The organism is Kiloniella sp., from assembly GCF_048270245.1.
In the GTDB taxonomy this organism is placed as follows: domain Bacteria; phylum Pseudomonadota; class Alphaproteobacteria; order Kiloniellales; family Kiloniellaceae; genus Kiloniella.
Genome location: NZ_JBLWTH010000001.1, coordinates 866,009 through 886,195, shown reverse-complemented (window position 1 = coordinate 886,195; position 20,187 = coordinate 866,009). Strand labels below are relative to the sequence as shown.

Sequence of the window (20,187 nt, the reverse complement as noted above, 5' to 3'; positions counted from 1 at the left end):
TTTTCCAAGAATCATCATTGCACTAGAAATTTTCATGAAAAATCTCCATTACAATATCTGAAAAAGTTTTTAGAAAGTACTGATCGTGTTTGAGATGGCAAAATCAAGACCGCAGGCCGTTTATTAGGCTTTCGCATATGGGATATTTTCAAAGCGTCCCAACCGCAATTATCTTGTTTTTTTCGTACCACCCAAACCCACAAACATTGTTGAGAAGACAGCGTGTATATATGCTAGACCTGTCAGACAAACTTGCCAAGAGCCAGGCAACATATATTTCATTTTTTTATCACACTTGTGAAAGATAGTTACCCATGACGAAGAAGAGAATTATTGTCGGAATCAGCGGAGCAAGCGGTGTAACCTACGGTATTCGCCTCTTGGAAATCTTACGCCCTACTGACATTGAAACTCACCTAATCATGAGTAATTCTGCTGAAATCACATTGACTTACGAAAGTAATTTAAAAGTTTCAGACGTTAAAAATCTTGCTGATGTCACTCATAATGTCAAAGACATTGCCGCTTGTCTTTCCAGCGGGTCCTATCGAACACTCGGCATGGTCATTGCCCCCTGTTCTGTCAGAACCATGTCTGAAATATCAAGTGGCGTCACCTCGAGTCTCTTGACCCGTTCAGCAGATGTTATCTTAAAAGAACGCAGAAAACTGGTTCTTATGGTTCGGGAAACACCACTTCACACAGGGCACCTGCGTACCATGGTCAACCTGTCCGAGCTGGGCGCAATCATCGCACCGCCTGTTCCAGCCTTTTATGCCAAACCAAATAGCTTGGACGAAATGGTAGATTATAGCTTGGGTAGAATTCTTGATTTATTTGATATCGAGATCCCGGGGATGAACCGATGGGATGAAAATAGCAAGAAGCGCCCAAAGAACTGAACTTGAAACTCGATGATTTGGACGTGAAACCCGGTGACCTGTACATCGAACTTGGGACACCGGACTTGGTCTTCACCAACTTATCATCCTAAACCAAGCCCACACACCAGGCTAGATTACCTCAGCACCCGCCAATGATGCGACAGGAAAATTAGCTCGATCTTTTACTGAAACAGCCACACAGCTTCCAAGGGTGGCAACTCTGGGAACCCGCCACGAACAATTGCGGCTAAGTCAGCACAATCCACGGTTCCAATGGCGTCAACTTCACATAGCTCCAAATATAAAACCATGTTTTTTGCGGCCATTCCTGACGAGGGTAATAAAGCAGGTCGCAACGTCATATGAAGGTGCATAAAGTTTTGCTGCAAAGCTTCGGCCCATAGTTCCGAATCTTTCACAAGATTCCGCAGCCCCTCTGTATGGCGAAAGCCATTTATGGTTTCTGCCTTCATCCATGTCCGAATATCGCGCAAGGGTTGGATCACGTGATCTCGCCACTTTTCAATACCAGAGATCAAGCCGGAAAGCTCTTTTGTGCTCAGTTGCTTTCCGCAAAAGCCGGCCCAACAGCAAAAGAGCAATAAATTAACATCCAGATCATACTTTTCCTGCAAAACCAGACAGGCAGGAGCAACTCCTTGCTGTCCGTAAACATCAAGAGAGAAGTTCCAAAAAGGATTTATGGGCAACTGGCTTTGATCAAACATTTTCACCACAGTTTATAGCGCACTGCGAATAAAGAACAAACTATCGAATCGCTATTAACTGTTATTTAGAATGCCCTTTCAGCAAACCAAAATCAGTCTCTTTTCACCAAATCCACAACGATCGAAATAAAACTTACACAAAAACTATGTTTATTTTTAAAGTCAGAGTATAAGTAACTCCTTCTGTTAAATGTGAGTTCAAGAGACCCTGACACGTGGAAAATACAACAGGTAGTAGTAGAAAAGAGCTAATCGAAGAACTTGAAAGGCTCAAACAGGAGCATCGAGACATGGATGATGTTATCGCCCGCTTGCAAGAGCACGCTCCGTTTGATCAGTTACAGCTTGTAAGATTAAAAAAGAAAAAGCTTAATCTTAAAGACAGTATGAACAGAATTGAAAGCAAGTTGCTGCCAGATATTATAGCCTGAACAACCATTCCCAGACACGGTCTGCAAAAACCTAAATATTTTCTAGCCGATTAGGGGTGGGCTTTCAGATACCTCTAAGAGGCATCTCGTTCTCCAGAAGTATTTTGTTTAGCTTTTTTCTGTTCATACATTGCCTTATCAGCTGCTTTGAGCGCCGCATCAGCATCCCCGCCCTGAAAACTGTGGACACCGTGGGAAACATGAACATTCACAGAATTCCCCTCATAATCAAAAGGTATCTTTGCAACTTCCCCAGCCAATAACTGTCCCTTCTCTACTGCGATATCCGGTGGAGCCTGAAGTAAAATCACACCAAATTCATCCCCCCCCAAACGCCCGACAATATCAGAAGAACGCACATTACTGAGCAATGTGGATGCAACATGTTTAATCGCCTCATCACCGGCTTCATGCCCCAACCCGTCATTGATTTCTTTCATGCCATTCACATCGATATAAATAACACTGCCCGGCACCTCATAGCGCTCGCTATACGCCATCATCCGATCAAGCTCGCGTACAAAAGCACGGCGATTTAGAACAGGTGTCAGAACGTCCTGATCTGCAAGCTTTTCAAGGTAATCCACTCTTTTTTTGGCCTGATCCAACTCCTGACGAACATCCTGAACTTCTTTCATCAGTCTCTCAATCGCAGCACGAACCTTTGGCGTGAACTCGGCCTCTGGAATGCCACCAATCGAGGCAACATCTACAGGAGCTGTCGCATCAGACACTCCATCAACTTTTTGTGCTGGTTTAACAGTCGGTGTTGCCGAAACACGCCCGACACTGCTTACAGAGCCAGTTCCACCGGTTGGTCTTTGGACCTTCATACGACAAGCAATCCCTTTGCTTTATTTTCATTCCAGCTTCCTGCCGGAACATCTGTTATTTTAAAGCCATCCCATCAAACGAGGCGCCAAAAAATAAATACTCAATGCACTTTATATACAATCATTTTACATAAAGTTACCAAAAAACGGTAATTCTCCGTAATTTCCAGACAAAGCATTGTGTTCTCTTTACTTGCCTTCTTTTCTCACACGTCTTAATAATGCGCTCCGATACACAGCTAAATCAGGATTAAGCAATGTCCGAGAAATCTCCGCAAGTTGGTATAATCATGGGTAGCCAATCCGACTGGCCCACGATGAAACATGCGGCCGAAACCCTCGAAGCCTTGGGTATATCTTACGAAAAACGTATCGTATCTGCTCATAGAACCCCTGATCGTCTGGTTAAATACGCCACGACAGCGCGCGACAGAGGTCTGAGCATTATTATCGCTGGTGCTGGTGGCGCTGCGCATTTGCCGGGGATGGCAGCCGCTATGACGCCATTACCTGTTTTTGGTGTTCCAATCGAAAGCAAAAGCCTGAAGGGACAAGACAGCCTGCTATCAATCGTCCAGATGCCCGGCGGAGTACCCGTTGGGACATTGGCAATTGGTAAAGCTGGCGCGATCAACGCAGCTCTTTTATCAGGATCAGTGCTTGCGCTTCAAAGCGAAAAGATTGCAGAAGCTCTGGATAACTGGCGTCAAAAACAAACCGATGCTGTCGCCATAGAGCCAGTTGATACCCTCTAATTAAGACACCTATTATTTAGGCAACGTTTTACGGAAATCCGTGGAGACAACGATTATGAGCAAGTCGCTTTCAGCCCCACTCGCCCCAGGTTCCATTATTGGTATTCTTGGGGGTGGACAACTCGGAAGAATGGCTGCATCTGCGGCTGCTGAGCTGGGATATCATTGCCACATCTACTGTCCCGAAGCCGATAGTCCTGCAAGTGAAGTTTCTAAATATTCAACGACAGCAACTTATGATGATGAAAAGGCCCTTGCTGATTTTGCTGAACACGTTGATGTTGTCACTTATGAATTTGAAAATGTTCCTGCCAAAACCGCCGCCTTTCTGATTGACCGCATCCCGGTTAATCCTGGCCCAAACGTTCTACACATTTGCCAAAATCGATTACGTGAAAAGGATTTCTGCAACTCTATTAACGTTCCGACGACACGTTATATGGAAGTCACGAACCCCGAATCACTTGATCGTGTTGTCAGAGACATGGGACGCCCCTGCATTTTGAAGACCACCGAAATGGGTTATGATGGCAAGGGACAAACTTTTATAGCTGCTGATACGAAATTAACCGATGCATGGAATGCAGTTGCTCCAAATTTGGATCAAGCAGAGTTGGTTGTAGAAGCACTGGTCGATTTCCGTATGGAAATTTCTGTTATCGTAGCCAGAAGTATTCAAGGTGACTGTCAGGCGTATATTCCTGTAGAAAACCGTCACAAAAACCATATTCTGGACCAAACAATCGTCCCGGCACGCATCTCGCAAAAGATTAGTGATCGTGCAGAAGCTTTGGCACGGCACATGGCCGAAGAAATGGAACTCGTCGGCATGATGGCCGTAGAGATGTTTGTCACCACGGATGATGAAATCCTGATCAACGAAATGGCACCACGCCCACACAATTCCGGTCATTGGTCCATGGATGCCTGCGTCACATCCCAGTTTGAACAGTTTATTCGCTCCATTGCAGGATTAAATCTTGGATCTGTTTTCCGTCACTCAGATGCCGTCATGACAAACCTACTCGGGGACGATGTTGAAAAGTGGGAAGAAATCCTCTCTGATCCCGCAAGCAAACTGCACCTCTATGGCAAAGACGAAGCAAAACCCGGACGCAAAATGGGGCACTTTACCCGGATCATTCCCCGGAATTAATTAACATCGTAATGAGATGCGAATTATCCTGAGCCGAAAAGGTTTTGATGCTCAATATGGGGGCGGTCCAAGCCCGATTCTGCCCAATGGGGCCAAAGACTTATCAGGAGATCGCCTCGCCGATTGGGCACTTAGGGGCTATCATTGAGCAGCTAAAACCCAAAGCAGCTTCCCCTCAAGACAGAGCGCATCTAGATCCTGATCTCTATCCCGACAGCCTTCCGCGTCATCCCGATTGGACCTGTTGCTTTGGGCAATATGGTGCAGCTCAGCAACATCTTGCCAATCAAGGCGTCACGACCGGAGACATATTTCTCTTCTTTGGCTGGTTCAGGTGCGTAGATAATAATTTGCGACCTTTGTCCAAACAACCAGACCTACACGTTATCTATGGATGGCTACAGGTTCAAAAGGTGATCAACATCGGCACGGATATTCACTCTACAGCAAAACAATACCCAGCCTATGCGGATCACCCTCATCTCACACATTCTTTTGGGGCAAACAACACCCTTTACATTGCAAAAGACAAGTTAAAGATCGATCAGAAAGAACTCGATATTCCCGGCGGAGGTGTTTTCCCCCAGATAAATCAGGACAGAGTTTTGACTGCTGAGGATTCCACTCGCTCCGTCTGGAATTTACCTAAATGGTTTGCACACCCGACACCCGCACTATCTTATCACCAAAAAATAGACAAATGGAGACCGACACCCAAGGGTTGGGAGCTAAAATCAGCCCCAAAAGGACAAGAATTTGTGATTAATACCCAAGGACGTAATCGCCCGGCTAATCAATGGCTCAAAAAAATATTCCGCGATCAACCGATCTGACAAAGATGCTAAGAATGACAAGATTCTCTTACGGGCTCTTCTTGGAAAAAGGGACACAAACTTGAAATTTATTGGCCAGCGCACTTACCTTACCTATTGTTTTACCTAACGCGCCGCCAATTTTGAGAACCTCTGCAATACGCCGATCAAGAAAGCTCCAGGTTTTTTCAAAATTTTCAGAACAATCATCCAACCAAAATAAAAGCGTAGAACTATAAACACCCGCAAGCAACAAGCGTTTGCTATAAAAATTATAATCGGTGGATGTATCCCCGGCGGCTAACCACATGGCATCGACGGTATCATAAACATTATGCATACCTTCAGTCGCCTTAAGCGGCATTGTAAAAAAGCTTACGCCTTTGCGAATGGCTTCACGATCCGGTGTCATAAGCTCCAGTTTGGTTCTTACAGCTAATGTAATTCGATCGCGTACTTTCATGTCAACCGCGCCATTCTTTTCCAAAATTTCCATAACCTGATGGTCAAGCAGTTGATTATAAAATCGCAACACATCAGTTATGCCCCTTGGAAAGAGAATGGAAACATCCTGAGATGAGAAATCACAATTGGTTCCCGCCTCAGTAAGAGCAGCATCACTCCACCCCTCAAAAGGAACAATGCATAACAAAGCTTCTAACAGTTTGACTTTTTTTGCTTCGCTCATATCACGATTCCTTAAGTTTCCTAGCTCACGTACAATTTTGCTCTGGGAAGATAGTGTGCAGAAACATTCCACTTATCCCAAAGATCTCATTCATCAGCTTTTTGATAACCGACTTCTGATGAAAAAATAAGTGATTTAATATCTGTCATTCGTTCTGGGTAGAGAACACCGTTCAAATGATCGTATTCATGCTGAACAACGCGCGCATGAAACCCGGTGGCTTCACGCTCAATAAGCTTACCATCAAGCCCCAACCCGCGATAGCGAATTGATCTCTGGCGAGGAACTTTCCCCATCAAGCCCGGAATGGAAAGACACCCTTCCCAGCTTTCATCGATTTGATTGCCGATAAAATCAATTTCGGGGTTCACAAGAACAGTCAAAGGCACAGCTGCCTCGCCCTCTATCGAAATCCCCAATCTTTCAGCTTCAACTTTCGCGCGATCTTCGGAAACGAAGAAGACAAAAATACGTTTCGACTCGAAAACCTGAGGGGCTGCTATGCCTGTACCACCGGCCTCTGTCATGGTCTCGACCATGTTTTCAACAAGCTCGCGGATTTCGGCTGATGTCGGATCAGAAACAGGCGCAGCAATCTGTCGTAAAACAGGATGTCCCATTTTTGATATATTTAGTAAGGTCATGTTTATACTATGGAACTCTGGTTACACAGAATCAAAATAAAACACCGTGTCTTTACAAAAGTTATCATATTATAGTGCTAAAGCACAGAAATACTGGGAAAAAGAATTTCTAAAGAATCTGGGGTGCTCCTTATTCTTCCCTTCACATTCATAAAAGGCTGTGATAGGTACTGCCATGAACCTGCTGTACCATCGGTCCAGCGGATGTTCTTTATGTGTTCAACTCGGGTAACCGAGAAAACTCTGTCAGACCAATCATGGACTGACGTTAGAAAGGAGCTGATCGCCCGTGCAAGTACACGTTCGTGATAACAATGTTGATCAGGCTCTTCGCGCGCTTAAGAAAAAGCTGCAACGCGAAGGTGTCTTCCGTGAAATGAAGTTGCGTCGTCACTTCGAAAAACCATGTGAGCGCAGAAAGCGCGAGGGTGCCGAAGCAGTTCGTCGCTATCGCAAACTTCTTCGTAAACGTATGGAACGCGAAGGCTATTAAAGTCTGATTGACGTTCTGTGAACGTCGCTTAAGGCGAGATATCTTCCTCTTGGAAGAAGAACGGGCTGCCCTCTAACTCAGAAGGCGGCCCGTTTTGCGTCTAGAATAAATTCGGGTCATCTCTCTCCTCAGCAACCCGATCCTTACTTTAAGTATAAGCAATCACGATCTAAACAGCCCAGCTTTGAGAGTCTGGATCTTGCCCTACCAGAGCAAGGCCGTAAGCAACGGATTCAAGCTGCTTCCCGCTTGCCAATTTATCTTTTCCGAAAAGCTTGGCAAAAAGCGTCTGCACAGCCGGAACGTAAGATGTTCCCCCCGTCATAAAGACCTTATCAATCTGAGACAGAGGAATTTTACTTTCCTGTAACAAGCTATCGACCTTTTTTTCGATCACAGCCAAATCCTTTGCAATCCAGTTTTCAAAATCTTGTCGATAAATCGTTTTCTCAATTTTTTTGTCACTGAAGTGAACCGAAAAATTCGTTTCATTGCTGTTCGTCAAAGCCATTTTCGCTTTGGAAATGGCATCATAAATATCCATGCTCCAATCATTATCGACAACATCGATAAAGGCTTCGATCATTTCCGGATGAACCGCCACTGATTTTAATTCACGAAGTTCGCGAAGGGTTGTCGGGCTTTTCAAAACCCCAAGCTCGTGCCACTTGGAAAAACGATTGTAGAAACTGTTGGGCATATCAAGAACCTTACGATCCAAGGAATAGTACCCGCTGCCTTTACCAAGAGACGGTGAAACCACATGATCAATTAATCGACTATCAAAGGTATCACCCGCGATACCAACCCCAGCATAGCCCAAAGGTGTTGATCGCAAGGTTGAGCCTGAACGCTCAAACTTGATGAGAGAAAAATCGCTTGTTCCGCCGCCGAAGTCAGCAACTAGAATAGTTGCTTCTTTCTCAATATTTTTTGCGTAGTAATACGCCGCGCCGACAGGCTCATAGACATAACTTACGTTAGAAAAACCAATACTTTTATAAGCCGCATCATATCGCTCGCGCGCCAAGTCTTCATCCGGAGAATGCCCTGCATAGATAATTGGACGCCCGGCAATAACGGTGGTTTTATCTTCAGGGATCTGATCTCCGGCATCCGAGACAAACTGTGTAAAAAAATCAGCCATAATATCTTGCAAGGTAAAGCGCTTGGAAAATATTTGCGTTTCCTGAAACAGCTTACTGGCGATATGACTTTTGAAAGACTGAAGAAAACGCACTTCACCGCGCGCCGTTAGGTATTGCTCCAATGCCCAAGGGCCACCAGCCACATCTACTCTGGAGTTTTTAGCCGGGCTATGCTTCTCGTAACAAAGCAAGCTACGATAAACATCATGAAGAATATCATCGTGCTTGAATTTAACGGATTTCACCGCTCCCTTTTGGTCAGCCATAGCAATCACAGTATTCGTCGTACCGAAATCAATACCAATTGAGATATCACTCATGGCTTCATCCTCGTTTATATAAGGTTGGAAAAAGGGACGGGATACATGATCCCTTTCAAGCCAAGTATCAAGCAATAATTTGTAAAAAACCTACTGCATGTTGGTTCTTTGGTACGAGGTTCTTACACCCGTAAACCAAATAAAAAGGGCATCCGAGGATGCCCTTTTTCCAATACAGCAACGATAAGAAGCTCTTAGAGCTGCTCCAAAGACTTCACTATCTTCTCGCACATCTGTTTCGCATCACCGAACAGCATCATCGTGTTATCCCTGAAGAAAAGCTCGTTCTGAACACCAGCATATCCAGCAGACATACCACGCTTCACAAAGAGAACGGTCTGGGCCTGGTCAACTTCCAGAATAGGCATCCCATAAATAGGTGATTTGGGATCTGTCTTGGCAGCTGGGTTAGTAATGTCATTCGCACCGATAACAAAAACAACATCCGTTGATTTGAAATCGCGATTGATTTCATCCATTTCTAGCACTTCGTCATAGGGCACAGATGCTTCCGCCAGCAACACGTTCATGTGCCCTGGCATACGTCCCGCAACAGGATGAATAGCATAACGCACATTAACCCCATCAGCTTTCAGCAAATCAACCATTTCACGCAGCGTATGCTGAGCCTGTGCAACAGCCATACCGTATCCCGGCACAATAACAACTGACCCCGCATTTTTCATCAGGAAAGCCGCATCATCGCCAGAGCCGGATTTTACAACCCGATCATCATCAACGCCGCTCCCGGCGGGACCATCATCAGCCTCGGCCCCAAAGCCACCAAGGATAACGCTGATGAACGAACGGTTCATGGCTTTACACATGATGTAGCTGAGGATTGCCCCTGAAGAGCCAACCAGCGCACCTGTAATAATCAACAGGTTGTTTTGCAGGGTAAACCCGATGCCACACGCGGCCCAGCCTGAATAGGAATTCAGCATGGACACAACAACAGGCATATCCGCACCACCAATCGGTAAAATCAGTAAGAAACCGAGTAACAGTGTAACCGCGATCAATACCCAGAGATAAAGAGGTTCCTGCGTTGTACAGAGCAAAACAAGCAGCACAACAACTAACGCGCCAAGTGCAGCATTAAGCATGTGTTGCATCTTGAAGACCAGCGGTGCACCCGAAACAAGTCCTTGCAGCTTAGCAAACGCGACCACTGATCCCGTAAAGGTAATCGCACCCACGGCTGTACCAATTGCCAATTCAACAAGGCTTGAGATCTGAATATCGCCAACCCGTCCAATACCGTAGGCTTCTGGTTTGTAGAAGGTTGCTAAAGCGACACAAACCGCGGCCAAACCGACAAGACTGTGGAAGGCTGCAACAAGTTGCGGCAAGGCAGTCATTTTAATGCGCAAGGCAATGACAGTACCAATAGCCCCACCGACAAGCAGTCCAAGAAGAATGGTGCCAAAACTCACCACGCCAGGCGCCATAAGGGTCGTTCCGATGGCCAGAACCATCCCGACGATACCAAAAATATTTCCCTGTCGGCTGGTTGTCGGGTGCGAAAGCCCGCGAAGCGCCATAATAAAGCAGACTGAAGCAGCCAGATATAACAGAGCAGAAAGATCTGATGACATAGTAAGCTCCCCCTATTGCTTTTTCTTGAACATTTGCAGCATACGCTGCGCGACGATAAAACCACCAAAGATGTTTACAGCAGCCAACACAATGGCAATGAAACCCATGATTTCGCTAAAACCAACATCGGCTGGTCCCGCCGCAATCAGTGCGCCAACAATAATCACCGATGAAATGGCATTGGTTACCGCCATCAAAGGCGAGTGCAATGCAGGGGTTACATTCCAGACAACGTAATAACCAACAAACACAGCTAAAACCAACACCGTCAAGCCCATAATAAATGGGGCCCCTGCACTTTGCCCGGCCGTGTCGATAGCAAGGCGACTGGCCTCAGATGCAAGGGATGCAACCTCGTCAGATAAGGCACGTGCTGAATTAGCGACATCAGTTGCCTTGTTTATAAATTCCTCACTAGACATCAGGCATCTCCCCTATCTTTAGGTTCAGTGTTTGTCTCGGGCTTACTTTCAGCGGGCTTAGCCGACGCTTTTTCAGGCGCAGCTTTAGGCTTTGGAGCAGCTTTGTTCGCCGCAGCCTTTGTCGTTTTCTTCGCTGTTGTTTTCTTTGCAGGCGCCCGTTTAGAAGGTGCTTTTTTCGTCGTAGTTGTTTTTCTTACTGGCGCTTTTACAGCAGTCTTCTGGGCCGCTGATTTTGGTGTTGCTGGCTCACCTTCGGCCGCTGTCTCTGTTTTAGAAGCCGGCTTTTTTTCAGTATGGGCCAACGCTGGATGAACAATCGAACCTTCGTGTGTTACACAGGTTCCTTTGATGATTTCGTCATTCCAGTCAATTTTTAATTCCTTAGCTTCTTTATCGAACAGAAGTTCAAAGAAATTGAAAACGTTCTTGGCATAGAGCGAAGATGCATCCGTCGCCAAACGTCCGGGAACATTGTTATAACCAACGATGGATACACCATCCTTTTCAACAACTTTTCCGGCTACAGACAGTTCACAGTTACCACCGTTTTCGACAGCAAGGTCAACAATCACCGATCCTGGTTTCATTGACTTGACCATTTCTGCCGTTACCAATACTGGCGCAGGACGTCCTGGTATCAATGCCGTGGTAATGACCATATCAACCTTGGCAATGGTCTCTGCAATCAAGGTTGCCTGTTTTGCCTTATAGGCATCCGACATCTCTTTTGCGTAACCACCAGCGGTTTCAGCCTGTTTAAACTCATCGTCTTCAACGGCAACAAACTTTGCCCCAAGCGATTCAACCTGTTCTTTCGAAGCCGGACGAACATCCGTCGCCGATACGACGGCACCAAGACGCCGTGCCGTTGCAATAGCTTGTAGCCCGGCAACCCCTGCACCCATGACAAAGACCTTGGCCGGAGCAATAGTCCCGGCAGCGGTCATCATCATCGGAAAAGCACGATTGAACACCGCAGCACCGTCCAACACAGATTTATATCCTGCCAAATTTGATTGGCTGGACAAAACATCCATCGATTGTGCACGGGTAATACGTGGTACAAAATCCATTGCAAATGCTGTTAATCCAGCCTTTGCATAAGCATCCAATTCTTTCTCAGAACGATAAGGATCTGCTATTGAGACAACGATGGTACCTTTAGGCAAAACTTTAAGTTCATCATCTTTACCGCCTGCAATTGGCTTTTGCACCTTTAGAACAGCTTTAGCATCCTTGTAGGTTGTCGCGGCATCTTTCCCAATCGTCGCGCCAGCATCCTTATACGCTGTATCCGTGAAGCTGGCCGCAACACCTGCTCCTTTTTCCACAAAGACATCACACCCCAACGCGGCGAGTTTTTTCACCGTCTCTGGAGAAGCAGCGACCCGTGTTTCATTCGGGCGACGCTCCTTGGGAATAGCAATTTTCATATTTTCTCCCCACAAGAATTGTCATTGGATAGAAATACCCAACAAATTGTCATCGTTATTAAAAGGCAATTAAAATCAAAGCTGCAAGTGTGCACTGCACAAAAACATTCTAAAAGCGCCATAACTCAAGGGAAACACCTGTGCCAGCTAGGAAATAATTCTAAAAAAGAATAACAATTTATTGCTGTAATATACAAAAATATCGATTCGCGTGTATACACAGGTGACAAATAGCTACTTACAGATCAACTTTATCCATGTGTCGGAATTGGAACATTGAATTCGTTCAAGGCTGATGTTTGTCTTTCCAACAAAATCTGGTGATCAAAATCCGAAATAAGATCATGAAACAGTTGATGCCAGTTTATTTCGGCATTCAAGTGCATGAACACTGACCCAAGACCGACAGCAGCACGATCCATGAGAACAAATTCTCTTGGTGGCTTTACCCCACCTAACCGACGTAACTCCTGATGCACCTTATTTGCTACTCCGGCACCGTAAGCGCCCCCCTGATAGTCATCAACTATGGTTCTTTTTCGATCCTGAAGCAGAGGTCCATAAAGAAAATGCGCCCATATGTTCAGCGTATTTAGCATCTCTCGACTTTGAATTTTAAAACCCCAGCTTTCATAAGCCCGAACAGCCAGGTCTTCGTCATCTCGTTCAAGCCCAAAATAAAGATCAATAACCCCCTTAACAAAAGATGCATCAAAAACACGGATACATCCAAAATCCAACAAATTGACATCACCGTTCTCTCGTATGGAATAGTTGCCAAGATGAGGATCACCATGAATAACGCCATATTTATAAAAGGGAACATACCAGGCACGAAACATATTCATCGCGACCTGATTTCGCATTTCCAGATCGTTTTCATGAGAACTGATAAAATCAAGAAGCGGGACACCATCAAGCCAGTTCATCGTGATCAAACGATTGGTCGTTAACTCGGGAACAGCTTTCGGTACACATACATGTTTTTCATCTACAAGCATGTGCCCGTAAAGTCCCATGTTTTGCGCTTCACGTTGATAATCCAGCTCTTCTCGTAAGCGATCGGTTAATTCGTGTAAGATATTTGAAGGATCAATCGCCTTGTCATAACGCCGATAAATCCCGAACAACAAAGCAAGCTGTTTTAAGTCAGCCTCAACGGCCGAAATCATGTCCGGATATTGCAATTTACAGGCAAGCCCTTGCCCATCCAAAGCAATCGCACGGTGGACCTGACCAAGTGATGCCGCTGCCGTTGCGACTTGATCAAAGGATTGGAATTTTCTCTGCCATCCCGTCCCCAGCTCCGTCTTCATACGACGCTTCACAAACAACCATCCCATGGACGGTGCGTTTGATTGCAGCTGGCGAAGCTCTTCAGCATATTCTTTGGGCAGTGCGTCGGGGATCGTCGCAAGAATTTGTGCCGCTTTCATCAAGGGCCCTTTAAGCCCTCCCAAAGCGTTCTTCAACTCTGCCGAATGTTTTGCAGAGTTCAGACCTGTCCCCAATACACGATTTCCAACAACCTGTGCAGCAAGTCCTCCTACAGAGCTTCCGACTTTGGCATAGCGTTTCAAACGTCCCGAGAGACGTGATCCTGAATCGCTTATATCTTGGAGATCTTCGTCATCCTGCATTCTGCTGATCTTTCGTACAATCTCTGAAACTTGCCAAATATGAAACGTTAAACCTTTATATGGTGTTTGACCTTCAAAAGTACCAACTCAATCTTCCTCACCTTGCAGGCAAAAAATTTTGGGAAATTATCTCAATAAAAACCTAAAATATGCTTATATTTGAGAGAAAATAACGCCATTGGTCATATACCTTCGCCCGCAAAGATATCAACAGGATCAAAGCTTATGTTATCCTGTGTTTTTAAGAACTACGATTTTCGGATTTTCTAATGAATAAAAGACTTTGGGTTCAACAAGCTCTCAACAAAATCGAAGCGGATTATAACCGATCTTCTGATACCCACCTTATCAAACTGGATTTGCCAAGTTGCCTTGGCGTTGATTTATATTTTAAAGATGAAAGCACACACCCGACAGGTAGCCTGAAGCATCGGCTTGCAAGATCACTCTTTCTTTATGGTCTTTGTAACGGATGGATTGGGCCGGATACCACTATCATCGAAGCATCATCAGGCAGCACAGCAATATCCGAAGCATACTTTTCCCGATTGCTAAATCTAAGATTTATTGCCGTCGTGCCCAAAACCACAGCCCAACGAAAACTGGCACAAATTGAATTTTATGGTGGTGAATGCCATTTGGTTGATGCGAAAGATATCTACACTGAATCAGAACGGCTCGCGCACGAGTTAAACGGTCACTACATGGATCAATTCACTTATGCAGAGCGCGCCACTGATTGGCGGGGCAATAATAACATAGCTCAATCCCTGTTTTCGCAAATGACACTAGAACCCCACCCTTACCCGGAATGGATTGTAGCCAGTGCGGGTACGGGCGGCACATCCGCAACACTCGGCCGCTTTATCCGCTATGATCAATCCTGTACGCACGAAACAAAACTATGTGTGGTTGATCCAGAAAATTCTGTTTTCTATGACTTCTACAAAACGGGTGATAAAAACCTAACCAGTTCTGGATCACGAATTGAAGGCATCGGTCGCCCAAGAGTTGAGCATTCTTTTGTGCCCAGTCTGGTTGATCGCATGATTCAAATTCCTGATGCTGCGTCTATTGCGGCAATCAACGTTCTGGAAAAACTACTTGGACGCAAATGCGGGGCATCCACAGGAACAAATCTTTATGGTGCCTTTCTTCTCATGTCCGAAATGAGAGCCCGTAAAGAAAAGGGCAGCATTGTTACGCTAATCTGCGATTCCGGAGATCGCTATCTCGATACCTATTACAGCCAGGAATGGCTTGATCGCCACAACATCGATCCAGCGCCTTATATCAAAAACCTTGAATCATTCCTTGAAACTGGGTCACTTACCTTGGATTAAGTCATTACCAGCCTCAAGAAACTCCTGCCTTGAGGCTGGTAAATCACAACAGAGCAATATTATTGCTCCATAGCTTCCAGCTGATCAATAAATCCAGACACAACTTTAAGTCCCTGTTTCCAGAAATCCGGATCACTTGCATCTAGACCAAAGGGCGCGAGCAACTCTTTATGACGTTTTGAACCACCCGCAGAAAGCATATCCAAATATTTCTCTGCGAACCCATCCTCGCTTTGCTGGTAAACCGCATAAAGAGAATTGACCAGACAATCCCCGAATGCATAGGCATAAACATAAAACGGCGCATGAATAAAGTGTGGGACATAAGACCAATAGGCTGCGTATTCATCTTCGAAACGAATAGCAGGCCCCAAGCTTGCTTTTTGGGTCTCCATCCAGATTTCACCAAGCTGTTCGGGCAACAGCTCCCCTTTACGACGTTCATCATGAACCCGAGTTTCGAACTGGTGCATCGCAACCTGTCGCACAACAGTGTTCAGCATGTCTTCAACTTTGGAAGCCAGCATGATCTTACGCGCCTTGGCATCCGCTTTCTTTTTCAAGACAGACTGGAAAGTCAGCATTTCACCAAAAACAGAAGCCGTTTCAGCAAGCGTTAACGGTGTATCCGACATGAGTGGTCCTTGCCCTCCGGCGAGAACCTGATGCACGCCATGCCCAAGCTCATGCGCCAAGGTCATTACATCCCGTGTCCGACCTTGATAATTCACAAGTAAATAAGGATGCGCACAAGGGACGGTCGGATGAGCAAAGGCACCCGGCGCTTTACCCGGACGAACAGGTGCATCAATCCAGGGGTTATCAAAAAACTTTTGTCCCACTTCAGCCAGCTTTGGCGAAAATCCTGCGTAGGCAGTCAACACAGTCTCTGTTGCATCGGCCCACGTAATAACATCATCATCGTCATCCGGCAGAGGTGCGTTTCGATCCCAGTAAGGAAGCTGTTCGACCCCAAACCACTTTGCTTTCAGTTTATAATAACGATGCGCAAGATCCTGATAAGAATCAGCCACCGAACTTACCAAAGCATCAACAACCTCGTCTTCGACAACGTTAGCGAGGTTCCGCGAAGAAACAGGACGAGAGAAACCGCGCGCCAGATCTTCGACTTCTTTATCTTTCGCCAAAGTATTCGTGATATGCGCAAAAAGGCGCTGATTTTCGCCCAACACCTTCCCCAGTGACTGAGCCGCTTCTTTACGTGCTTTAGGGTCGCGATCACTGAGTTTATTCAAGATCTGCGCAGAACTGAACTCTTCCCCCATATAAGGAAAGCGAAGGCTCGCCATCGTTTCATCAAACAGGCGCACCCATGCTGAGCGACCGGAAACACGCTTCTCGTGAAGGATTTTCTCGACATCATCAGAAAGCTGATAATCTTTTTGTGCCCGTAAATCTCTCAACCAAGGGGCATATTTGGAAAGGGAGCTATCTGTTATCTTGATCTGTAGATCACCCTCGTCCAACTGATTCAGCTCTAGAGAGAAAAACAGGATGTGTGAGGAAATACCTGTGCTGCGCTCTTGCATAGACTGGAAAAATTTTCCAACTTCCGGATCACTCATATTTCCAGCGTAGACCAGATAAGCATAGCTCATCACCTTGCCCATAATCTCTTGAGTGTTTTCAAACACTTCAATCGCAGCGCAAAGAGCTTCCCCGTCCAGATCCGCTAACTTCCCCGCATATTTTGCATTAAAAGCAATGGCTGACTTTTCGACAGCAACCAGATCATTTTCCAGTTCGGTAGAATCTGGTGCGGGATAAAGATCAGTTAAATCCCACGCGGGTAAAGTACCAAGCTTTTCATCATTTACTTCTTTGGGGTGAGCAGCTTCGGTCATAAAAATTCCTCTCATTCCGCAAACGCGGTCTTCAAATACGAACGTTGTCTGTATAAGTTAGGATCTAGAAATTGAAAACAAGGCGTGAATCGCCAAATATTACAATACATAATGATAAGAAATCACGCGAACAGGTAAAGGCCTAACAAGGAACATGGAACAAACTATTTCTCCGCCGCACTACAAGAACCTTGTCAGTCTCTTTTACGCGCATGCGACAGAGAAAAAAGAACAGCCTTTTCTTTGGTTCAAAGAAAACAAACAATACTGGCCCATTAGTTGGGAAGAAACATCCCGGCGGGTAACCGCATTAGCACGAAGCCTGAAAAAGATCGGACTTGAAAAAGGCGACAGAGTTGTCCTTGTTTCCGAAAACAGACCCGAATGGTTTATTGCTGATCTTGCCATTATGGCTGCCGGAGGGATATCTGTTCCAGCCTATACAACAAATACCCACACCAACCATAAACACGTCCTTGACCATTCAGATGCCAAGGGGATCATTGTCTCCACGAACGCTCTTTGTAAGAAATCCCTTCCCGCGGCAAAAGAAGCCCCCAATTGTCTGTGGGCCATTACGATGGATACGATCGACAAGGATGACATGGACATCTTTGAGATCAGCGAAGGCAAATCAGAACTGCCTATACATGATTGGGAGCATTTAATCGCCGAAGGGAATAACCTTTCGGTGGATATCGAAGCAGAGGCAGATAAGCTCACCAGAAAAGATGTGGCCTGTCTCATCTACACATCAGGAACGGGCGGACTTCCCAAAGGAGTCATGTTAAGCCACGGCGCAATACTTTGTAACTGTGAAGGCGCTTGGGACGTTCTCTATCATCTTGGCTTGGGGGATGAGGTATTTCTTTCGTTCCTTCCTCTTTCCCACGCTTACGAACATACAGCCGGACAGTTTTTCCCATTACTGCTGGGGGCGCAAATCTACTACGGCGAAGGGGCAGAACATCTGTTGCGCAATCTTGCTGAGGCCCGTCCGACTATTATGACGGCAGTTCCCAGATTATTTGAGTCCATGCACAGTCGCATTACCCGTGGCTTGGAAAAAGAAAAGCCGCTCAAACGCAAACTATTCTACAAAGCAGAAGCCCTCGGCCGAAAAAAGTACTATCAGTCGGATAATCTCGGGTTGGTCGAAAACCTTCAAGATCGCCTCTTGGAAAAATTGGTTCGTAACAAACTTCGTCAGCGTTTTGGGGGACGCCTGAAAGCAATGGTTTCCGGCGGCGCGGCCCTGAATGAGGATGTCGGACTGTTTTTTCATGCGCTTGGCCTGACAATTCTGCAGGGCTATGGACAGACAGAGGCGGCCCCAGTTATCGCGGTTAACAGGCACGACAAAATAGATATGTCCACTGTCGGCCCTCAACTCAGGGGCGTTGAAATCAAAATCGCTGATGACGGCGAAATACTGGCTTCGGGCGAGCTTTTGATGTCAGGCTATTGGAATGATCAGAAATACACCGATGAAACCATCAAAGATGGTTGGCTTCATACCGGGGATATTGGCGAAATTGATCATCGCGGACGACTAAAGATCACTGACCGCAAAAAGGATATTATCGTTTTATCCGGGGGGGATAACGTTTCCCCTGCCCGTGTGGAAGGAAAATTATCTCTCCATCCCTCAATTCATCAAGCCATGGTATACGGGAACAAACGCCCTCACTTAACGGCTGTTATCGTTCCTGATGACGAGTTTCTCGACCTATGGGGCGAAGCCAACGGAGTTGCCGCCGTTCTCGCCTCTGTACACAACAATCCTTCGTTAAAAATTTCTATTGCCAAAGCCGTTGATCAAATTAACAAACAGCTCTCCCCGCTTGAGAAAGTGCGTAAATTTGTGATCGCCAAAGAACCTTTCACAATTGACAATGAAATGATGACACCAACGCTAAAAGTTCGACGCCACAAAGTTATTGAGCTATATGAGGAAGAAATTGAGTCCCTTTATCCCAAAGTATCAAAATAGAAATTGCACAAAAAACGGCCCCAACATTTAGTGGGGCCGTTTCATTTAGTAACGTTTACGCATAAACGGTTAGTCGTTCAAACTTCCGCTAACACGGTCTCCGCTTGGTGCATAAGCAATACCTAAATCTTCCTGACGAAGAGACTTTACCAAGCCAATCATCATAAAGATCATGATAATTGAGAACGGCAATGCTGCGGCAATCGCCGCCGCCTGTAAGGCTTTAAGCCCCCCTGCCATTAATAGCGCGGCAGCAACAAAACCTTCCCCAAGCCCCCAAATAACACGGTGCACAGTAGGTGGATTTTCATCCCCGACTGATAGAAGAGTGTTAACCACTAAGGTACCGGAGTCAGAAGAGGTAATGAAATAGGTCGCAATAAGGAGTGTCGCACACAATTGCAGCGATTGATCCCATGAAACCAGCATTCATTTTTTGCAAGGTTACATATAGAGCTGACGTCAAATCAGACTTAACTGCCTCGACGATACCCCCATCACCAAAGAGCTCGATATGCAATGCAGTACCACCAAATGAGGTTAACCAGACAGCACCAAGTAATGTTGGCACCAATAGAACACCGAGAATAAATTCACGGATTGTCCGGCCACGTGAAATACGCGCAATAAACATACCTACAAATGGTGCCCATGACATCCACCAGCCCCAATAGAAAGCTGTCCACCAGCCTTGCCATTGGCTCGCTTCGTCATTTGCATTGGTCCAGAGGCTCAAAGGAATTACATTTCCTATATAATCACCCATGTTCTGTAGGAACGATCCGAGAAGATAACGGGTTGGGCCGAGGATATAATGGGAAAGCCAAAATCCTTTTCATGGTTATAAACGACCGTTTTATCGTTGATTCAGGAATAAAAATACCATCATACGCGTTTAAAAACTGACATCATTCGTTGTCTCAAAGGCACCCACAAACAGAATAATCCAATAAAAACAAAAGAAAGCACAATTTAAAAAATAATAAAATCAATACTCATT

Annotated in this window: 21 protein-coding genes; 9 read left to right on the top strand and 12 right to left on the bottom strand. The window is 45.7% G+C overall.

Annotation, left to right across the window (positions count from 1 at the left end):
* The first annotated feature begins 314 nt into the window (after positions 1-314).
* Positions 315-902, top strand: a complete 588-nt coding sequence (locus tag ACN0W5_RS04200; protein ID WP_417452965.1) for a UbiX family flavin prenyltransferase — start codon at positions 315-317, stop codon at positions 900-902.
* Between the two features lie 164 nt (positions 903-1,066).
* Here the strand turns inward: ACN0W5_RS04200 and ACN0W5_RS04195 are convergent, their stop codons facing one another.
* Positions 1,067-1,612 carry a TIGR02444 family protein gene (locus ACN0W5_RS04195; RefSeq protein WP_417452964.1) on the bottom strand — a complete coding sequence of 182 codons (546 nt, stop codon included), beginning with the start codon at positions 1,610-1,612 and terminating at the stop codon, positions 1,067-1,069.
* 215 nt (positions 1,613-1,827) lie between these two features.
* On the opposite strand from ACN0W5_RS04195, the gene ACN0W5_RS04190 reads away from it, so the two are divergent.
* Complete coding sequence (locus tag ACN0W5_RS04190; protein ID WP_299373648.1) at positions 1,828-2,043, top strand: YdcH family protein; 216 nt, start codon at positions 1,828-1,830, stop codon at positions 2,041-2,043.
* 74 nt (positions 2,044-2,117) lie between these two features.
* Here the strand turns inward: ACN0W5_RS04190 and ACN0W5_RS04185 are convergent, their stop codons facing one another.
* Entirely contained in the window at positions 2,118-2,876 is a 759-nt protein-coding gene (locus ACN0W5_RS04185; RefSeq protein ID WP_417452963.1) for a GGDEF domain-containing protein, read from the bottom strand.
* A 257-nt stretch (positions 2,877-3,133) separates the two neighbouring features.
* Here ACN0W5_RS04185 and purE point away from each other — a divergent pair, with 257 nt between their 5' ends.
* Genes purE through ACN0W5_RS04165 form a run of 4 tightly spaced genes read left to right on the top strand, consistent with a single transcriptional unit; the run spans position 3,134 to position 5,620 of the window.
* A complete protein-coding gene (purE, locus tag ACN0W5_RS04180) occupies positions 3,134-3,631 on the top strand; it encodes a 5-(carboxyamino)imidazole ribonucleotide mutase (protein ID WP_417452962.1) in 498 nt (165 codons plus the stop codon).
* Positions 3,632-3,686: 55 nt separating this feature from the next.
* Positions 3,687-4,787, top strand: coding sequence for a 5-(carboxyamino)imidazole ribonucleotide synthase (locus tag ACN0W5_RS04175; protein ID WP_417452961.1), 1,101 nt, complete (start codon positions 3,687-3,689; stop codon positions 4,785-4,787).
* A gap of 16 nt (positions 4,788-4,803) precedes the next feature.
* Positions 4,804-4,935 carry a hypothetical protein gene (locus tag ACN0W5_RS04170; RefSeq protein ID WP_417452960.1) on the top strand — a complete coding sequence of 44 codons (132 nt, stop codon included), beginning with the start codon at positions 4,804-4,806 and terminating at the stop codon, positions 4,933-4,935.
* Positions 4,874-5,620, top strand: coding sequence for a hypothetical protein (locus ACN0W5_RS04165; protein ID WP_417452959.1), 747 nt, complete (start codon positions 4,874-4,876; stop codon positions 5,618-5,620). The genes ACN0W5_RS04170 and ACN0W5_RS04165 overlap by 62 nt, the downstream gene beginning before the upstream one ends.
* A 28-nt stretch (positions 5,621-5,648) precedes the next feature.
* Here ACN0W5_RS04165 and ACN0W5_RS04160 read toward each other — a convergent pair whose 3' ends face one another.
* Together ACN0W5_RS04160 and def are read right to left on the bottom strand one after the other, a co-directional pair.
* The gene (locus ACN0W5_RS04160; protein WP_417452958.1) at positions 5,649-6,287 is read right to left on the bottom strand and encodes a COQ9 family protein; all 639 of its coding nucleotides are present in this window, start codon (positions 6,285-6,287) and stop codon (positions 5,649-5,651) included.
* An 86-nt stretch (positions 6,288-6,373) separates the two neighbouring features.
* Positions 6,374-6,931, bottom strand: coding sequence for a peptide deformylase (gene def / locus ACN0W5_RS04155; protein WP_417452957.1), 558 nt, complete (start codon positions 6,929-6,931; stop codon positions 6,374-6,376).
* Positions 6,932-7,220: 289 nt separating this feature from the next.
* On the opposite strand from def, the gene rpsU reads away from it, so the two are divergent.
* Complete coding sequence (gene rpsU / locus ACN0W5_RS04150; protein WP_046508209.1) at positions 7,221-7,424, top strand: 30S ribosomal protein S21; 204 nt, start codon at positions 7,221-7,223, stop codon at positions 7,422-7,424.
* Positions 7,425-7,593: 169 nt separating this feature from the next.
* On the opposite strand, the gene ACN0W5_RS04145 is transcribed toward rpsU, so the two are convergent.
* From ACN0W5_RS04145 to ACN0W5_RS04125, 5 genes are all read right to left on the bottom strand, one after another.
* The gene (locus tag ACN0W5_RS04145) at positions 7,594-8,892 is read right to left on the bottom strand and encodes an Hsp70 family protein (protein ID WP_417452956.1); all 1,299 of its coding nucleotides are present in this window, start codon (positions 8,890-8,892) and stop codon (positions 7,594-7,596) included.
* Between the two features lie 194 nt (positions 8,893-9,086).
* Positions 9,087-10,490, bottom strand: a complete 1,404-nt coding sequence (locus ACN0W5_RS04140; RefSeq protein ID WP_417452955.1) for an NAD(P)(+) transhydrogenase (Re/Si-specific) subunit beta — start codon at positions 10,488-10,490, stop codon at positions 9,087-9,089.
* Between the two features lie 12 nt (positions 10,491-10,502).
* The gene (locus ACN0W5_RS04135) at positions 10,503-10,913 is read right to left on the bottom strand and encodes an NAD(P) transhydrogenase subunit alpha (RefSeq protein ID WP_417452954.1); all 411 of its coding nucleotides are present in this window, start codon (positions 10,911-10,913) and stop codon (positions 10,503-10,505) included.
* Positions 10,913-12,346 (bottom strand): Re/Si-specific NAD(P)(+) transhydrogenase subunit alpha, encoded by a 1,434-nt coding sequence (locus tag ACN0W5_RS04130; RefSeq protein ID WP_417452953.1) that lies wholly within the window; start codon positions 12,344-12,346, stop codon positions 10,913-10,915. The genes ACN0W5_RS04135 and ACN0W5_RS04130 overlap by 1 nt, the downstream gene beginning before the upstream one ends.
* A 251-nt stretch (positions 12,347-12,597) precedes the next feature.
* A complete protein-coding gene (locus ACN0W5_RS04125; RefSeq protein ID WP_417452952.1) occupies positions 12,598-13,986 on the bottom strand; it encodes an ABC1 kinase family protein in 1,389 nt (462 codons plus the stop codon).
* 269 nt (positions 13,987-14,255) lie between these two features.
* Here ACN0W5_RS04125 and ACN0W5_RS04120 point away from each other — a divergent pair, with 269 nt between their 5' ends.
* The gene (locus ACN0W5_RS04120; protein WP_417452951.1) at positions 14,256-15,329 is read left to right on the top strand and encodes a PLP-dependent cysteine synthase family protein; all 1,074 of its coding nucleotides are present in this window, start codon (positions 14,256-14,258) and stop codon (positions 15,327-15,329) included.
* 59 nt (positions 15,330-15,388) lie between these two features.
* Here the strand turns inward: ACN0W5_RS04120 and ACN0W5_RS04115 are convergent, their stop codons facing one another.
* Positions 15,389-17,194 carry a M3 family oligoendopeptidase gene (locus ACN0W5_RS04115; protein ID WP_417452950.1) on the bottom strand — a complete coding sequence of 602 codons (1,806 nt, stop codon included), beginning with the start codon at positions 17,192-17,194 and terminating at the stop codon, positions 15,389-15,391.
* Positions 17,195-17,348: 154 nt separating this feature from the next.
* Between ACN0W5_RS04115 and ACN0W5_RS04110 the strand changes: the two genes are divergently transcribed.
* The gene (locus tag ACN0W5_RS04110; RefSeq protein ID WP_417452949.1) at positions 17,349-19,187 is read left to right on the top strand and encodes an AMP-dependent synthetase/ligase; all 1,839 of its coding nucleotides are present in this window, start codon (positions 17,349-17,351) and stop codon (positions 19,185-19,187) included.
* Positions 19,188-19,256: 69 nt separating this feature from the next.
* On the opposite strand, the gene ACN0W5_RS04105 is transcribed toward ACN0W5_RS04110, so the two are convergent.
* Positions 19,257-19,616 (bottom strand): BCCT family transporter, encoded by a 360-nt coding sequence (locus tag ACN0W5_RS04105; protein ID WP_417452948.1) that lies wholly within the window; start codon positions 19,614-19,616, stop codon positions 19,257-19,259.
* Positions 19,540-19,953: a BCCT family transporter gene (locus tag ACN0W5_RS04100; RefSeq protein ID WP_417452947.1), complete on the bottom strand. Its 414-nt coding sequence runs from the start codon at positions 19,951-19,953 to the stop codon at positions 19,540-19,542. Before ACN0W5_RS04100 ends, ACN0W5_RS04105 begins: the two co-directional genes overlap by 77 nt.
* Positions 19,954-20,187 lie beyond the last annotated feature (234 nt).

Coding starts and splice junctions, on each gene's coding strand:
- ACN0W5_RS04200 (WP_417452965.1), top strand. CDS start 315: ATGACGAAGAAGAGAATTATTGTCGGAATCAGCGGAGCAAGCGGTGTA.
- ACN0W5_RS04195 (WP_417452964.1), bottom strand. CDS start 1,612: ATGTTTGATCAAAGCCAGTTGCCCATAAATCCTTTTTGGAACTTCTCT.
- ACN0W5_RS04185 (WP_417452963.1), bottom strand. CDS start 2,876: ATGAAGGTCCAAAGACCAACCGGTGGAACTGGCTCTGTAAGCAGTGTC.
- purE (WP_417452962.1), top strand. CDS start 3,134: ATGTCCGAGAAATCTCCGCAAGTTGGTATAATCATGGGTAGCCAATCC.
- ACN0W5_RS04175 (WP_417452961.1), top strand. CDS start 3,687: ATGAGCAAGTCGCTTTCAGCCCCACTCGCCCCAGGTTCCATTATTGGT.
- ACN0W5_RS04170 (WP_417452960.1), top strand. CDS start 4,804: ATGCGAATTATCCTGAGCCGAAAAGGTTTTGATGCTCAATATGGGGGC.
- ACN0W5_RS04165 (WP_417452959.1), top strand. CDS start 4,874: ATGGGGCCAAAGACTTATCAGGAGATCGCCTCGCCGATTGGGCACTTA.
- ACN0W5_RS04160 (WP_417452958.1), bottom strand. CDS start 6,287: ATGAGCGAAGCAAAAAAAGTCAAACTGTTAGAAGCTTTGTTATGCATT.
- def (WP_417452957.1), bottom strand. CDS start 6,931: ATGACCTTACTAAATATATCAAAAATGGGACATCCTGTTTTACGACAG.
- ACN0W5_RS04145 (WP_417452956.1), bottom strand. CDS start 8,892: ATGAGTGATATCTCAATTGGTATTGATTTCGGTACGACGAATACTGTG.
- ACN0W5_RS04140 (WP_417452955.1), bottom strand. CDS start 10,490: ATGTCATCAGATCTTTCTGCTCTGTTATATCTGGCTGCTTCAGTCTGC.
- ACN0W5_RS04135 (WP_417452954.1), bottom strand. CDS start 10,913: ATGTCTAGTGAGGAATTTATAAACAAGGCAACTGATGTCGCTAATTCA.
- ACN0W5_RS04130 (WP_417452953.1), bottom strand. CDS start 12,346: ATGAAAATTGCTATTCCCAAGGAGCGTCGCCCGAATGAAACACGGGTC.
- ACN0W5_RS04125 (WP_417452952.1), bottom strand. CDS start 13,986: ATGCAGGATGACGAAGATCTCCAAGATATAAGCGATTCAGGATCACGT.
- ACN0W5_RS04120 (WP_417452951.1), top strand. CDS start 14,256: ATGAATAAAAGACTTTGGGTTCAACAAGCTCTCAACAAAATCGAAGCG.
- ACN0W5_RS04115 (WP_417452950.1), bottom strand. CDS start 17,194: ATGACCGAAGCTGCTCACCCCAAAGAAGTAAATGATGAAAAGCTTGGT.
- ACN0W5_RS04110 (WP_417452949.1), top strand. CDS start 17,349: ATGGAACAAACTATTTCTCCGCCGCACTACAAGAACCTTGTCAGTCTC.
- ACN0W5_RS04105 (WP_417452948.1), bottom strand. CDS start 19,616: ATGCTGGTTTCATGGGATCAATCGCTGCAATTGTGTGCGACACTCCTT.
- ACN0W5_RS04100 (WP_417452947.1), bottom strand. CDS start 19,953: ATGGGTGATTATATAGGAAATGTAATTCCTTTGAGCCTCTGGACCAAT.